Annotated in this window: 12 protein-coding genes and 1 tRNA gene; 1 reads left to right on the forward strand and 12 read right to left on the reverse strand. The window is 63.3% G+C overall.

Features of this window, described 5'->3' with window-relative positions:
- Window positions 1-7: 7 nt before the first annotated feature.
- Complete coding sequence (rpoB, locus tag ACSE4D_RS03175) at window positions 8-3,487, reverse strand: DNA-directed RNA polymerase subunit beta (protein WP_135537139.1); 3,480 nt, start codon at window positions 3,485-3,487, stop codon at window positions 8-10.
- Between the two features lie 197 nt (window positions 3,488-3,684).
- Entirely contained in the window at window positions 3,685-4,749 is a 1,065-nt protein-coding gene (locus tag ACSE4D_RS03180) for a GNAT family N-acetyltransferase (protein ID WP_135537140.1), read from the reverse strand.
- Between the two features lie 139 nt (window positions 4,750-4,888).
- On the opposite strand from ACSE4D_RS03180, the gene ACSE4D_RS03185 reads away from it, so the two are divergent.
- Window positions 4,889-5,683, forward strand: coding sequence for an MBL fold metallo-hydrolase (locus tag ACSE4D_RS03185; RefSeq protein WP_135537141.1), 795 nt, complete (start codon window positions 4,889-4,891; stop codon window positions 5,681-5,683).
- A 148-nt stretch (window positions 5,684-5,831) separates the two neighbouring features.
- Here ACSE4D_RS03185 and rplL read toward each other — a convergent pair whose 3' ends face one another.
- The 10 genes from rplL to ACSE4D_RS03235 form a co-directional block, all read right to left on the reverse strand.
- Window positions 5,832-6,218, reverse strand: a complete 387-nt coding sequence (gene rplL, locus ACSE4D_RS03190; protein WP_135537142.1) for a 50S ribosomal protein L7/L12 — start codon at window positions 6,216-6,218, stop codon at window positions 5,832-5,834.
- A 59-nt stretch (window positions 6,219-6,277) separates the two neighbouring features.
- Window positions 6,278-6,811: a 50S ribosomal protein L10 gene (gene rplJ, locus ACSE4D_RS03195; protein ID WP_135537143.1), complete on the reverse strand. Its 534-nt coding sequence runs from the start codon at window positions 6,809-6,811 to the stop codon at window positions 6,278-6,280.
- 353 nt (window positions 6,812-7,164) lie between these two features.
- Window positions 7,165-8,184 carry an alcohol dehydrogenase AdhP gene (gene adhP, locus ACSE4D_RS03200; RefSeq protein WP_135537476.1) on the reverse strand — a complete coding sequence of 340 codons (1,020 nt, stop codon included), beginning with the start codon at window positions 8,182-8,184 and terminating at the stop codon, window positions 7,165-7,167.
- A gap of 125 nt (window positions 8,185-8,309) precedes the next feature.
- Window positions 8,310-9,833: an acetaldehyde dehydrogenase ExaC gene (exaC, locus tag ACSE4D_RS03205; RefSeq protein WP_135537144.1), complete on the reverse strand. Its 1,524-nt coding sequence runs from the start codon at window positions 9,831-9,833 to the stop codon at window positions 8,310-8,312.
- Between the two features lie 192 nt (window positions 9,834-10,025).
- A complete protein-coding gene (locus tag ACSE4D_RS03210; protein ID WP_135537145.1) occupies window positions 10,026-11,318 on the reverse strand; it encodes a helix-turn-helix domain-containing protein in 1,293 nt (430 codons plus the stop codon).
- Between the two features lie 244 nt (window positions 11,319-11,562).
- Window positions 11,563-12,258 carry a 50S ribosomal protein L1 gene (rplA, locus tag ACSE4D_RS03215; protein ID WP_135537146.1) on the reverse strand — a complete coding sequence of 232 codons (696 nt, stop codon included), beginning with the start codon at window positions 12,256-12,258 and terminating at the stop codon, window positions 11,563-11,565.
- A 65-nt stretch (window positions 12,259-12,323) separates the two neighbouring features.
- The gene (gene rplK, locus ACSE4D_RS03220; protein ID WP_135537147.1) at window positions 12,324-12,761 is read right to left on the reverse strand and encodes a 50S ribosomal protein L11; all 438 of its coding nucleotides are present in this window, start codon (window positions 12,759-12,761) and stop codon (window positions 12,324-12,326) included.
- A 303-nt stretch (window positions 12,762-13,064) separates the two neighbouring features.
- Window positions 13,065-13,907 (reverse strand): transcription termination/antitermination protein NusG, encoded by an 843-nt coding sequence (gene nusG / locus ACSE4D_RS03225; RefSeq protein WP_135537148.1) that lies wholly within the window; start codon window positions 13,905-13,907, stop codon window positions 13,065-13,067.
- An 82-nt stretch (window positions 13,908-13,989) separates the two neighbouring features.
- Window positions 13,990-14,268, reverse strand: coding sequence for a preprotein translocase subunit SecE (gene secE / locus ACSE4D_RS03230; protein ID WP_135537149.1), 279 nt, complete (start codon window positions 14,266-14,268; stop codon window positions 13,990-13,992).
- A 96-nt stretch (window positions 14,269-14,364) separates the two neighbouring features.
- Window positions 14,365-14,437: transfer RNA gene (locus tag ACSE4D_RS03235), tRNA-Trp, on the reverse strand.
- Window positions 14,438-14,490 lie beyond the last annotated feature (53 nt).

The following is a 14,490-nucleotide window of genomic DNA, read 5'->3' on the forward strand; positions in this document are numbered from 1 at the left end:
AAAGTCCTCAGACTTCTTCTACGGTCTGTGCTTCGCGGCGCGAGAGGTCGATGCCGAGTTCCTCGGCGGCACGGTAGACCTCGTCCTCCGATTCGCCCATCTCGACATGTCCGCCGTCGGAAGAGAGAACTTCGACGTTGAGGCACAGGGACTGCATCTCCTTGATGAGGACCTTGAACGACTCGGGAATTCCCGGGTCGGGCAGGTTCTCACCCTTGACGATGGCTTCGTAGACCTTCACACGGCCCGGGATGTCATCGGACTTGATCGTCAGAAGCTCCTGCAGCGTGTAGGCGGCGCCATAGGCCTCGAGGGCCCAGACTTCCATCTCACCGAAGCGCTGACCACCGAACTGCGCCTTACCACCGAGCGGCTGCTGGGTGATCATCGAGTACGGTCCGGTCGAACGCGCGTGGATCTTGTCGTCGACGAGGTGGTGGAGCTTGAGCATGTACATGTAGCCGACCGAGATCGGGTACGGGAACGGCTCGCCGGAGCGTCCGTCGAACAGCTGTGCCTTGCCCGAGGAATCGATGAGGCGGTCCCCATCGCGGTTCGGGGTGGTCGAATCCAGCAGTCCGCGCAGCTCCTGCTCGTGTGCACCGTCGAAGACGGGGGTGGCCAGGTTCGTGCCGGCCTCAGCCTCGCGGGCCGCTTCCGGCAGTTCGGCTGCCCACTCGGGGTTGCCTTCGATCTTCCAACCCTGCTTCGAGATCCATCCGAGGTGGACTTCGAAGACCTGCCCGATGTTCATACGACGGGGAACACCGTGCGGGTTGAGGATGACGTCGACGGGAGTGCCGTCGGCGAGGAACGGCATGTCCTCGACCGGCAGGATCGTCGAGATGACGCCCTTGTTGCCGTGACGGCCGGCCATCTTGTCACCGATGGTGATCTTGCGGCGCTGAGCCACGTAGACGCGGACCATCTGGTTGACACCGGGCGAGAGCTCGTCGTCATCCTCACGGTCGAAGACGCGGACTCCGATGACGGTGCCGATCTCACCGTGCGGAACGCGCAGCGAGGTGTCGCGGACCTCACGGGACTTCTCACCGAAGATCGCGCGCAGCAGGCGCTCTTCGGGAGTCAGCTCGGTCTCACCCTTCGGGGTGACCTTGCCGACGAGGATGTCACCGTCGGTGACCTCGGCGCCGATGCGGATGATGCCGCGATCGTCGAGGTCGGCCAGCGCATCGGGCGAGATGTTCGGGATGTCCCGGGTGATCTCTTCGGCGCCGAGCTTGGTGTCGCGGGCGTCGACCTCGTGCTCCTCGATGTGGATCGAGGACAGCACATCGTCCTGGACGAGGCGCTGGGAGAGGATGATCGCATCCTCGTAGTTGTAGCCTTCCCAGGACATGAACGCGACGAGGAGGTTCTTGCCCAGAGCCATCTCACCGTTCTCGGTGGACGGGCCGTCGGCGAGGACGGTGCCGGCTTCGACACGATCGCCTTCGTCGACGAGGATGCGCTGGTTGTACGAGGTGCCGTGGTTCGAACGCTTGAACTTCGACGCTTTGTAGGTCAGCTGGGTTCCGTCGTCGGCGAGGACCGTGACGAAGTCGGCCGAGACCTCGGTGATGACACCGGGCTTCTCGGCGGTGATGACGTCACCGGCGTCGACGGCGGCACGGTATTCCATGCCGGTGCCCACGACGGGCGATTCGGCCATCACCAGCGGCACGGCCTGACGCTGCATGTTCGCACCCATGAGGGCACGGTTGGCATCGTCGTGCTCGAGGAACGGGATCAGGGCCGACGCCACGGACACCATCTGGCGTGCGGAGACGTCCATGAAGTCGATCTGGTCGTCCTGGACCAGCTCGGCCTCACCGCCGCCGCCCTTCGGACGGGCCAGGACCTCGACCTCGGCGAAGCGCTGGTCTTCGGTCAGCGGCGCGTTGGCCTGAGCGATGTTGAAGTCGAGTTCGTCATCGGCGGTCAGGTACTGCGTCTCATCGGTCACGACACCGTCGACGACCTTGCGGTACGGGGTCTCGATGAAGCCGAACGGGTTGATGCGGGCATAGGAGGCCAGAGAACCGATCAGGCCGATGTTCGGGCCTTCCGGGGTCTCGATCGGGCACATGCGGCCGTAGTGCGAGGGGTGCACGTCACGGACTTCCATCGCGGCGCGGTCACGAGAGAGGCCACCAGGTCCCAGCGCGGAGAGACGACGCTTATGGGTCAGACCCGCCAGCGGGTTGTTCTGATCCATGAACTGGCTCAGCTGCGAGGTGCCGAAGAACTCCTTGATCGCAGCCACCACGGGGCGGATGTTGATCAGGGTCTGCGGGGTGATCGCCTCGACGTCCTGGGTGGTCATGCGCTCACGCACGACACGCTCCATACGCGACAGACCGGTGCGGATCTGGTTCTCGATGAGCTCCCCGACGGCGCGGATGCGGCGGTTGCCGAAGTGGTCGATGTCATCGAGCTTGACGCTCAGCTCGACCTCTTCGCCGTCGCGGGTGCCCTTGGAGGTCTCCACTCCGGCGTGCAGCGACACGAGGTAGCGGATGGTGGCCACGATGTCGTCGGTCGAGAGGACCGAGTCCGACAGCGGAGCCTCGACGCCGAGCTTGCGGTTGACCTTATAACGGCCGACCTTGGCCAGGTCGTAGCGCTTCGGGTTGAAGTAGAGGTTGTTGAGCAGGTTGCGGGCGGCCTCAGCCGTCGCGGGCTCGGCCGGGCGCAGCTTCTTGTAGATGTCGAGCAGCGCTTCGTCCTGCGTGTTGACGGTGTCCTTGGCCATCGTCTCGCGGATGGACTCGAACTCGCCGAACTCTTCGAGGATCTTCGCCTCGGTCCAGCCGAGAGCCTTGAGCAGAACGGTCACGGACTGCTTGCGCTTGCGGTCGAGACGCACACCGACCTGGTCGCGCTTGTCGACCTCGAACTCCAGCCATGCGCCACGGGAGGGGATGATCTTCGCGGTGAAGATGTCCTTGTCCGTGGTCTTGTCGACGCTGGATTCGAAGTAGGCGCCGGGCGACCGGACGAGCTGGGAGACGACGACGCGTTCGGTGCCGTTGACGATGAACGTGCCCTTGTCGGTCATGAGGGGGAAGTCGCCCATGAACACGGTCTGGCTCTTGATCTCGCCCGTGTTGTTGTTCATGAACTCGGCGGTGACGTACAGCGGCGCCGAGTAGGTCATGTCGCGTTCCTTGCACTCATCGATCGAGTACTTGGGAGCCTCGAACCGGTGCTCGCGGAACGACAGCGACATGGATCCGCCGAAGTCTTCGATCGGCGAGATCTCTTCGAAGATGTCCTCGAGTCCCGAGGTGGTTGCGACGGAGTCGTCTCCGATCTCGATGGCTTCGGCGACGCGGTCCTGCCACGCCTCCGATCCGATCAGCCAGTCGAAGCTGTCCGTCTGCAGACCGAGCAGATCGGGAACCTCGAGAGGTTCGCGAATCTTCGCGAAGGAAATTCTCTGGGGGGGATTAGCGGTCCTGGTGTTGTCGTTGGCGGCGGCCAATTGGTTCCTTCCGAGTGCTTCACCATCTGATACCTCGTCTGCCCACTCGACTTCCCTTCGGCAATTTCCGGGTGTGTCAGATTTCGACTCCCGGCACCGACGTGGTTCACTTGAGTGGAAATGACGTGCCCACCGCTATATGAAGGCACACCACAGGCAGAACGATGCAAATATCAACCTTATAGCATCTGGTCAAGTCATGCAAGAATCTTCTTCCACAGACCGACCCACCCCACGGTTTCGAACCCGGCCTGATCGTTGATGGCCAGCATCCACGAGTTCTCCGCCGCATTCCACGTGTAGACGCGCTCGACCGGCGAGGACTGACACAGCGCCTCATGATTGGCGATCTTCAGTCGCGCTCCCAACCCGTGGCCACGGTGCTCGCTGAGCACGAGAGTGGCGCCCTGATAAGCCACGTGCGGACGCTGTGTGTAACTCACGACCTCGGTGAAGCCGACCCCTTCGCCATCGAAGAGCGCCAACGCCGTGTGCGTGCGCCCTCCTGTGTATTCACGGTCCGCTTCGAGAGCCCGGACTCGAGCGGTATCCCAGGTCTCCTCGTCATGGAGGTCGGCAGCTCCGGGAGCATCCGTGGACATCCTCTGGTGAAGCAGCGCGATCGCCTCGATGTGCTCCTCCGGTACCGGTCCCGCCCAGGTGCGGATGACATATCCGTCTTCGGTCCTGAACGAGTCCACTCCCCCGCCGGAACTGCACTGAACGACCGCAGCAGAGCATCGCTCGACCTGCTGGAGGCGGTAGTCATGACCTTGGGCGAAAACGACCTCGGCCCGTTCGGCCGGAAGGCTGCCGGTACCGGCGTCCGCGGCGATCCGAGGTCTGCGCGGATCGGCGTCGAAGTCTGCTGCCGGGATTTCGGCCCAGGCAGTCAGTCGTGTCCTCCCGGTTTCAGCCAGCTGCCGCTCCATGACCGTCAGCAGCTCGGTGCCCAAGCCCGACCGCCGCAGTTCGGGCAGGACGCCGATGTAGACATCGGCGACGTCGGTGTTGTCGAACAGGCTCAGATAGGCTCCCGCTTTCGCCACGAGTCTGCCGTCGACGCGGCCCAGCCAGATCTCATGAGAGGTGAATTCGCCAGCGCGCACGAGTTTCCCGCGCACCGAACCGGGCAATGGGTCGAAGTCCTCACCGAACCCGAGGGCACGATTGATCCTCCGATCGAAGTCGACGATCTCATCAAGGAGCCCGTCGACGTCGGAGTCGGTCAGCGTGCCGGAGCGAATATGCGTGATCTCCATCGATCTCCTCGTTCCCAGAAGCTGATGACTGCGTTGTCGCCGCCGACTGCGATCTTAGCCACCGAGGAGGACGGATGTCGTGCTCGACGTGCCTCAGCTCACCCGCAGCAGCAAGGCTCGTCCCCTCTAGACTCATAGTATGACGACTATCAGCGTGCTTCGCACCGATCCCGCGACCGTCAACAGCGCGATCATCACCGGCAGCAGCGGCAGCCTCATCGTCGATGCCGGCCCCTGTCCGGACACCGGCCGGCACCTCGCCGCCCGGGCGGCAGAGCTGCAAGCGCAGACCAGCGGTCCGGCACGAACCGATCTGGTCATCACACACGATCATTGGGACCACTGTTTCGGGGCCGCCGCGCTGCTCGAAGCGGGAGGCGACCGAGCCTTCGCCTCGTCCTCCTTCGCCACGGATCAGGCGGCCAGCACATGGCTTGCCCTCGATGCGCTGCGCCACGACCCCGCCACCGCCGATTTCGCCTCACAGCTGCCTCTCGATCCCAGCGAGCTCTTCGTCGACGTCACCGCGGTCGACTCGTCCACTCAGCATGTCAGCGGCGTCGATCTCGGTGACTGTTGGGCGGAATTCCATGTCCTCGGAGGCCATTCGACAGCCGATCTCATCGTCCGCCTGCCCGAGTCGGGTGTCGTCTTCGTCGGCGACCTCGTCGAAGAGGGCGATCCTCCCCAGGCAGCCGCCGATTCCTCTCTCAGTCAGTGGGCGAACAGCCTTCGTCGGATCCTCGACTTCCCGGAGGCGACGACCTTCATTCCCGGACATGGCGTGCCCGTCGATCGCGGGTTCGTACAGCGTCAGCTCGGCGACATCGATGGAATGCGTCTTCACCAGGACGACACCGAGGTGGCCCTGCCCGCCCGCACGATGCCCGGGGATCATGACCGCCGAGTTCCGTTGGAGTTCAGCCTCTCCTGAGGTCTCGTGCCCCACCTCTTCCGCAGCCTCGAACGCCGCACGCTCAGCCCGGGGCTGGCTGGGACCGAACGGGTGAAGACGCAAAGAACCCCACAGCTGATGCTGTGGGGTTCTTCAGAATGCGGCACTGGCCGCAATCAGCACAGAGTCACTTGAGGGTGACGGTGGCACCGGCGGCCTCGAGGACCTCCTTGGCCTTCTCTGCGTCTTCCTTCGAAGCGCCTTCGAGGACGGCCTTGGGAGCTCCGTCGACGAGGTCCTTGGCTTCCTTGAGTCCGAGGGAGGTGAGCCCACGGACTTCCTTGATGACGGGAACCTTCTTCTCGCCGGCTGCTTCGAGGACGACGTCGAATTCGGTCTGCTCTTCAGCAGCCTCCTCTCCGCCTCCGGCGGCAGGGGCGACGGCGACAGCGGCGGCCGGAGCGGCAGCCTCAACGTCGAACTCTTCTTCGAACTTCTTGACGAACTCGGACAGTTCGATGAGCGTGAGCTCCTTGAAAGCTTCGAGGAGCTCGTCGGTGGTGAGCTTAGCCATGGTGGCTAGTCCTTCCTGTGATGGTCACGGTGTGTGACCGGGTTGGTTGGGGGTGATGCTCAGGCGTCGGAAGCAGGAGCGTCGTCCTGCTTCTCGCGGAGTGCATCGACAGTGCGCACGGCCTTGACCAGCGGAGCGGTGAAGAGGTAAGCCGCCTGGTGGAGGCTTGCCTTCATAGCACCAGCTGCCTTTGCAAGCAGCACTTCGCGGGATTCGAGGTCGGCGAGCTGGTTGACCTGTTCGGGGCTGAGTGCGGCTCCATCGTAGTAGCCGCCCTTCACCACGAGCTTGTCGTTCGCCTTGGCAAAGTTACGCAGAGCCTTGGCAGCCTCAGGGGGTTCGCCGTTGACGAACGCGATCGCGGTGGGCCCATTGAGGTGCTCATCGAGACCGGTGATCCCGGCTTCCTTGGCTGCAATCTTGGTCAGCGTGTTCTTTACCACGGCGTAGCTGACGTTCTCACCGAGAGAAACGCGCAGTTCTTTCAGCTGCGCGACGGTGAGACCGCGGTACTCGGTCAGCAACACAGCGTCGGAGTTCTCAAACTGCTGTTTGATCTCCTCGACTGCGGCTGCCTTGTCTGGCCTCGCCATGGTGTTCCTTTCATAAGTCGTCCGGTCTGTCCCGACAACAGAAAAAGCGCTTCACGCAGGAAGGCGTGAAACGCTTGGCCGTAGGATTCCGGAAGGAATCGAACGGAAGAATCTCGAGCTCACCTGCGTGGGTCACTCTCTGGGAGTCTTCGCCTGCAGACACCGAGATTCGATGGTGAATCCTGGTGGTTCCACAGAGACCGACGGTCTTGGGTGTTTTCAGTGTAACGAAGTCTTTCGCAACAAGTCCAATCGCCCCCAGAGATCCCCCTCACACCACCTGACGGCGGCGCAGCAACCTCGCGCGAGGTTGCTGCGCCGCCGTCAGGGAGTTCTCTGGGTAACCTGGCCCGTCAGTACTCGATGACGACGCGGCCGTCGATCTTCCCGTGGATCATCTCGTCGAAGATCGCATTGATGTCATCCAGCGGCCTCTTCGAGAAGGTCGGGTGGATCTTGCCGGCAGCGTAGAACTCGAGCGCTTCGACCATGTCCTGACGAGTGCCGACGATCGAACCGCGGATCGTCAGGCCCTTGAGCACGATGTCGAAGATCGGGGCCGGGAAATCACCTGGCGGCAGACCGTTGAAGACGATGGTGCCGCCTCGGCGGGTCATACCGATCGCCTGACCGAACGCCGCAGGGTGGACCGCGGTGACGAGGACTCCATGGGATCCTCCGATCTTCTCCTGAATGATCTCGGCAGGGTCTTCGGCGAAGGCATTGACGGTGATCTCCGCTCCGTGCTTCTTCGCCAGAGCCAACTTGTCCTCGGCGACGTCGACCGCGACGACACGCATGCCCATGGCCACCGCGTACTGGACAGCGATGTGGCCGAGTCCACCGATGCCGGAGATGACGACCCACTGGCCGGGATTGACTTCGGTGCGTTTGAGTCCCTTGTACACGGTGACTCCCGCACACAGAACCGGCGCGATCTCGTAGGGGTCGGCACCGTCCGGAATGACCGCGGCGAACTTCGTATCGACGAGCATGTACTCGCCGAAGGATCCGTCGACTCCGTAGCCGCCGTTGACCTGCTGCTCGCAGAGCGTCTCCCACCCCTGACGGCAATGCTCGCAGGTTCCGCAGGCGCTCCACAGCCAGGCGTTGCCGATCATCTGGCCGACTTCGACCTCGGTGACGCCTTCACCGACCTGCTCGACGATGCCGACTCCTTCGTGGCCGGGGATGAGCGGGACCTTCGGTTTGACCGGCCAATCTCCATGAGCGGCATGGAGATCGGTGTGGCAGACGCCGGAGGCGATGAGTTTGACCAGTGCCTGACCGGGACCGGGCGCGGGAATCGGGCTGTCACCTACGACAAGTTCCTGTCCCAGGCTTTTGACCATTGCAGCTTTCATTTCGGACATCATTCGCTCCTTTGTGATGACGTGAATACATGTGACAACGGGGTTTGGATCTGTGGTGGAAGCATCCGACGGCGGCGCAGCAACCTAGCGCGAGGTATCTGGACCGCCGTCGGGTAGCAATTGGATCAGAAGAAGCCTTGCGCGTTCTCCGAGTAGCTGACGAGCAGGTTCTTCGTCTGCTGGTAGTGGTCGAGCATCATCTTGTGGTTCTCACGCCCGATGCCCGAAGCCTTGTACCCGCCGAAGGCCGCGTGGGCCGGGTAGGCGTGATAGTTATTCACCCACACACGTCCGGCCTGAATGTCGCGACCGGCCCGGTAGGCGGTGTTGCCGTCCCGAGACCAGACTCCGGCACCGAGGCCGTACAGAGTGTCATTGGCGGTGGTCAGAGCATCGTCGTAGTCGGAGAAAGTCGCCACCGAGACGACGGGACCGAAGATCTCCTCTTGGAAGATGCGCATCCTGTTCGTGCCCTTGAAGATCGTCGGCTGGACATAGAAGCCGCCGGCCAGATCTCCGTCGAGCTCGGCCTTGCCGCCGCCGGTGAGTACTTCGGCGCCTTCCTGCCGCCCGATGTCCAGGTACGACATGATCTTCTCGAACTGATCGTTTGAGGCCTGCGCACCCATCATCGTCTCCGTGTCGAGCGGGTTGCCCTGAACGATCTTCTGCGTCCTGGCGACGGCCGCCTCGAGGAACGGGTCGGCGATCGAATCCTGGATCAGTGCACGCGACGGGCAGGTGCACACCTCGCCCTGATTGAGCGCGAACATGGTGAAGCCCTCCTGGGCCTTGTCCGCGAACGCATCGTTCTTGGCCAACACGTCTTCGAAGAAGATGTTCGGCGACTTGCCGCCGAGCTCCAGAGTCACCGGAATGATGTTCTGCGAGGCGTACTGCATGATCAGACGGCCCGTCGTCGTCTCACCGGTGAACGCGATCTTCGAGATCCGCTTGTTCGAGGCCAAGGGCTTTCCGGCCTCGAGGCCGAAGCCGTTGACGACGTTGAGCACACCCTCGGGCAGCAGGTCTGCGATGAGTTCGACGAGCACGAGAATCGAGGCCGGCGTCTGCTCCGCGGGTTTGAGGACGACGGCGTTTCCTGCCGCCAGGGCAGGTGCCAGCTTCCACACTCCCATGAGGATCGGGAAGTTCCAGGGAATGATCTGTCCGACGACGCCGAGCGGTTCGTGGAAGTGGTAGGCCACGGTGTCCTCGTCGATCTGCGACAGCCCACCTTCTTGAGCGCGAATGGCCCCGGCGAAATAGCGGAAGTGATCGACGGCCAGGGGCAGGTCCGCGTTGAGGGGTTCGCGGATCGCCTTGCCGTTGTCCCAGGTTTCAGCGACGGCGAGCGTCTCGAGGTTCTCCTCGATGCGGTCTGCGATCTTGTTGAGGATGTTCGCCCGCTCGGCGACCGAGGTCTTACCCCAGGCCGGCGCGGCTTTGTGCGCAGCGTCGAGAGCAAGCTCGATGTCCTCGGCGGTGCTGGCCGGGATCTCGGTGAATACCTGGCCGGTCACGGGACTGGGGTTGTCGAAGTAGTTCCCGTTGACCGGCGGCACCCACTGGCCCCCGATGAAGTTCTCGTAGCGGGACTTGAATGTGACGAGCGATCCGTCCTGACCAGGCTGTGCGTAGACAGTCATTGCAACTCCTTTGATGCGTCTGCTTTCACCGGATGTTCTCCGTGTGAGAATGACGCTACTGAAGGCAACGTTGCATAGGGGTTGCATCACAGCCTGTGAGCGGTCGGGTCATCGGTTCCCGCCCCCTCCCGCACCCCTGCGGCAAGAAGCTCATCGACCCGCGACTCTCCCTGAAGTCAGCGCCTGAGGACGTCAGTGCCCGAGGGATTCCAACCGCACTACGGCCGAGTTGCGCTCGGCAGCATCCGGAGGCGCCAGCCTCAGGACAGCCATGAGGATCTCGTTGTCCCCGCGGAAGTCCGGAAGTTCGGAATAGCGCCAAAGCTGCTGCCAAGTCCCGTCCTGAAGAAGGGTCTCGCGCATGAGCGCATCGACCTCCGCGCCGATCTCGCGTACGCCCGGAGCGTCCGAATCCGGCAGCACACTCCCCCGATAGAACTCCAGCGCTGTATCGATGTCGCCCCGGGACAGCGCCTGGAGAGTGCGCTCGAGGTCGGAGCCCAGTTGCCCGCGCAACCGGTAGGGACGCGCCTCGATGCTCAGATGCTCGACTCCGTCGATGGCCCTGCGCAGCCGGGTGATCTCCGCCCGCACGGTGACTTCGCTGCCGCCGACCGGCCACAGTCTTTCGACGAGTCCTGATCCGCTGATCCCGTCGGGGAATCGGTGGAGCAGAAGCAGGATCTCGGCATGACGCCGGGTCAGGGCGACTTCCGCCCGGCCGGGTGAGTGCAGGGCGGGCCCCGCACCGAGGACGGTCAGCTCTGTTCCAGCCGCCTCGGTGCCGGTGTCTCGTCCCTGTTGCGGCGTGTAGAGCTCGGACAGGCGGGCTGCGGCTGCCTTGGCCGTCGACGAGAGCAGCGGCAGCACGATCGAGGACACGGCGTCGTCTCCGCCGGTGACGTCGATGATGCCGATGACCTGCCCGGTCAGCGGATGCGTCACCGGGACGGCGCTGCAGCTCCAGGAATGGACGTCGGGAGCGAAGTGCTCGGCACGGCTGATCTGCACCGCAGTTCCCGATTGCAGGGCCAGGCCCGGCGCCGAGGTGCCCATGACTTCCTCCGACCAGTCGGCTCCGGGGACGAAGCCCATGGTCTCAGCCCGATTGCGCACGCTCCGCTCGCCTTCGATCCACAGCAGACGGCCCTGCTCATCACCGAGCGCGGCCAGCAGTCCCGAGTCTTTCGCAGGTTCGAGCAGATGCGATCGCAGCAGAGGCATGATCGCGTGAAAAGGATGGCGACGTCTCACCTCGGTCAGCTGATCTGCTTCATACGCCACGTGCACCCTTGCACCCGCGGGATCACGCAGCCGGTCGAGCGATCGATGCCACGATTCGAGCACTGAGGTGCGCACACCGCGAAGATGACCATGCAGCCGGGACTCATCGCTCGGTCGGCCGGGTATCAGCGGCTCCAGGCGCTCATGGGCCCGACGCACGGTGCGCTGATACGCGTCTTCGAGCAGAAGCGTCGAATCCATGCGGACGATCCACCTCCATCGGCGGTTATCGGAAGAGAGCCTCGAATGCTCATAATCTAACCGCGAACCTGTATTCGGGCAAGACCGCACCCACCCACCGAGACTCCCCCCTTGCTACCTGACGGCGGCCCAGCAACCTCGCGCGAGGTTGCTGGGCCGCCGTCAGGTAGCAAGGGGGGAGGGAAAGGGAAGGGGCGGGAAACGAAAACTCGCTTCCCGCCCCTCAAGCGCGCTGATCAGACGATCAGAGGCGCAGGCCCGAGTGATCGACCGGAACGGCGGGGCCGTTCGAGGTCGTGATCGTAGCCTTGCTGATGTAGCGGCCCTTCGAGGAGGACGGCTTCAGTCGCAGGATCTCGTCGACCGCGGCATCGAAGTTCGCCTGCAGTGCTTCCTCGGAGAAGGAGACCTTTCCGATGATGAAGTGCAGGTTCGAGTGCTTGTCGACGCGGAATTCGATCTTTCCGCCCTTGATGTCGGTCACGGCCTTCGCGACATCCATGGTCACGGTTCCGGTCTTCGGGTTCGGCATCAGGCCACGGGGACCCAGCACCTTACCGAGACGACCGACCTTGCCCATCATGTCAGGGGTCGCAACAGCGGCATCGAAGTCGGTGAACCCTCCGGCCACCTTCTCCAGCAGGTCATCGGAGCCGACGAAGTCAGCACCTGCTTCACGGGCAGCTTCTGCACGGTCGCCGGCAGCGAACACCAGGACCCGGGCGGTCTTACCGGTACCATGCGGAAGGTTGACGGTGCCGCGCACCATCTGATCCGCCTTGCGGGGGTCAACCCCGAGGCGGAGGGCGACCTCGACCGTAGCGTCGTACTTCGCCACGGTGGTCTCTTTAGCCAGGGCGATTGCCTGAGCCGGTTCGTAGTTCACATCTGCGGCGATCTTCTCAGCCGCGGCCTGATAGGCCTTTGAACGCTTTGCCATCTGCTTTGCTCCTTGCAGTCGTGGTGTGGGCTGCGCAGGCCCTGCCACTGTGTGAGGTGAGGTCTTCAGACCTCGATGTCGGTGGTGACGCCCATGGAACGCGCGGTTCCGGCAACGATGCGGTCGGCCTGTTCCAGGGTGTTGGCGTTCAGGTCGGGCATCTTCGTGGTGGCGATCTCACGCACCTGGTCGGCGCTCAGGTGAGCAACCTTGACGGTGTGCGGAGTGGCCGAACCCGACTTGACTCCAGCGGCCTTCTTGATGAGTTCAGCGGCCGGCGGGGTCTTGAGAACGAAGGTGAACGAACGGTCTTCGAACACGGTGATCTCGACGGGAACGATGTTTCCACGCTGGGATTCTGTGGCGGCGTTGTAGGCCTTGCAGAATTCCATGATGTTGACGCCGTGCTGGGCAAGCGCCGGACCGATCGGAGGAGCCGGGTTAGCGGCACCTGCCTGAATCTGGAGCTTGACGAGGCCGGCTACCTTTTTCTTGGGAGGCATGTACGGTCCTTAATCTTGAAGTTTCGATGTGCCAGACATATACAGCACATCGTTCGACGGCGACCATCCGATAAGGGCCGCAATCAAACCACACCAGTATTCCATGCGGGCAGTCCCGGGAGCAAATGCCCGTGAGGCGGATCACCGCACGCCACCATCGCCGAGGCGGCCGCCCCCTCCCCCGCGGACACGACCGCTGCATCAGCGCCCCCGGAGACGACGCAGGGGCCCGGAATCATCCGGGCCCCTGCGTCGGCGATCGCCGCCGCTGCGCGGCTGCACGATCGGCTCAGAAGTGCAATGTCACAGCTTCGCGACCTGGTCGAAGCCGAGCTCGACGGGGACGTCGCGTTCGAAGATCGACAGCAGCACGGTGAGCTTCTGCGATTCGGGACGGATCTCCTGGATCGTGGCGGGGTGGCCCTCGAAGGAGCCTTCCTTGACGAGCACGGACTCGCCGACCTCGAACTCCACCTCGGTGATCGGGGCGGACTTCGCAGCGGCTTCGGCGGCCGGACCTTCAGCGGCGGCGGCTTCGGCCTGGCGCTCTTCGAAGACCGGGGCGAGCATCGAGAAGACCTCGTCGATCGACAGCGGGGTCGGGTCGTAGGCGTTGCCGACGAATCCGGTCACACCCGGGGTATGGCGCACGGCGCCCCACGACTCGTCGGTCAGCTCCATACGGACGAGCACATAGCCGGGAATGCGCACGCGGCGAACCTGCTTGCGCTGTCCGTTCTTGATCTCGACGACGTCTTCCATCGGCACCTGCGATTCGAAGATGTACTCTTCGAGGTTGAGGCTGATGGTGCGGTTCTCGAGGTTCTGCTTCACGCGGTTCTCGTAGCCGGCGTAGGAGTGGATGACGTACCAGTCACCTTCCTGCATGCGCAGCTCGGCCTTGAACTCCTCGGCAGGATCGACTTCGTCGGCAGCGGCTTCGGCAGCATCGCTGTCTTCGGAGGATTCGGCCTGGTCGGCCTCGGCGGTCTGCTCGTCGTCAGCAGTTTCGACGTCCGCGTCATCGGCGGCGACAGCCTCGACGTCCGAAGCTTCGGTTTCGGGCACCACAGCGGCACCCGACTCTTCGGGAGTGACGTCCTGGGTCTCAGGGGTCTCCTGCTCAGGTGAGTTGGTATCCGACACCGATCAATTCCTCGCTTCGCGTGTTGTGATTCCCGGATGGGAGTGAAGGTTCAGCATAAGGTGCGTCGCTGCGAACAGCGAGTCACCACAAAGGCCACAGCGGTGTTCCGCCGAAGACGAATCCGACGAGCTTGCCGAACACCAGGTCGAGGACCGTGACGAGGAGCATCATGAACAGAATGAACCCCAGGACGACCAACGTGTAGTTGACCAGCTGTTTCCGTGTCGGGGTGACGACCTTCTTGAGTTCGGCCACGACCTCGCGGAAGAACTGCAGGATTCGTCCGAAGAACCCGAGCTTCTTAGGACCGGAGGCACTGCTGGGTGCGCTGCCAGTCTTCTTTGCCGGTGTGTCGCTCACACATCCTCACTCGGTCGGTTTCGTTGGGGCTTCACAATTGTTCATGCCGGTCGAGGACGGCGCCTGGCCGATGAGACTTCGGCAGAGTCAACTGCGCAGGGGTGACAGGACTCGAACCTGCAACCTACGGTTTTGGAGACCGTTGCGCTACCAATTGCGCCACACCCCTTCGGCCGGACGATGAGTTCCGTGCGGATCTCTGTGGTGTCCGACCACGAGAAA

The organism is Brevibacterium sp. FAM 27836 (genome assembly GCF_051351055.1).
Lineage (GTDB): Bacteria > Actinomycetota > Actinomycetes > Actinomycetales > Brevibacteriaceae > Brevibacterium.

Coding starts and splice junctions, on each gene's coding strand:
- ACSE4D_RS03180 (WP_135537140.1), bottom strand. CDS start 4,749: ATGGAGATCACGCATATTCGCTCCGGCACGCTGACCGACTCCGACGTC.
- ACSE4D_RS03185 (WP_135537141.1), top strand. CDS start 4,889: ATGACGACTATCAGCGTGCTTCGCACCGATCCCGCGACCGTCAACAGC.
- rplL (WP_135537142.1), bottom strand. CDS start 6,218: ATGGCTAAGCTCACCACCGACGAGCTCCTCGAAGCTTTCAAGGAGCTC.
- rplJ (WP_135537143.1), bottom strand. CDS start 6,811: ATGGCGAGGCCAGACAAGGCAGCCGCAGTCGAGGAGATCAAACAGCAG.
- adhP (WP_135537476.1), bottom strand. CDS start 8,184: ATGTCCGAAATGAAAGCTGCAATGGTCAAAAGCCTGGGACAGGAACTT.
- exaC (WP_135537144.1), bottom strand. CDS start 9,833: ATGACTGTCTACGCACAGCCTGGTCAGGACGGATCGCTCGTCACATTC.
- ACSE4D_RS03210 (WP_135537145.1), bottom strand. CDS start 11,318: ATGGATTCGACGCTTCTGCTCGAAGACGCGTATCAGCGCACCGTGCGT.
- rplA (WP_135537146.1), bottom strand. CDS start 12,258: ATGGCAAAGCGTTCAAAGGCCTATCAGGCCGCGGCTGAGAAGATCGCC.
- rplK (WP_135537147.1), bottom strand. CDS start 12,761: ATGCCTCCCAAGAAAAAGGTAGCCGGCCTCGTCAAGCTCCAGATTCAG.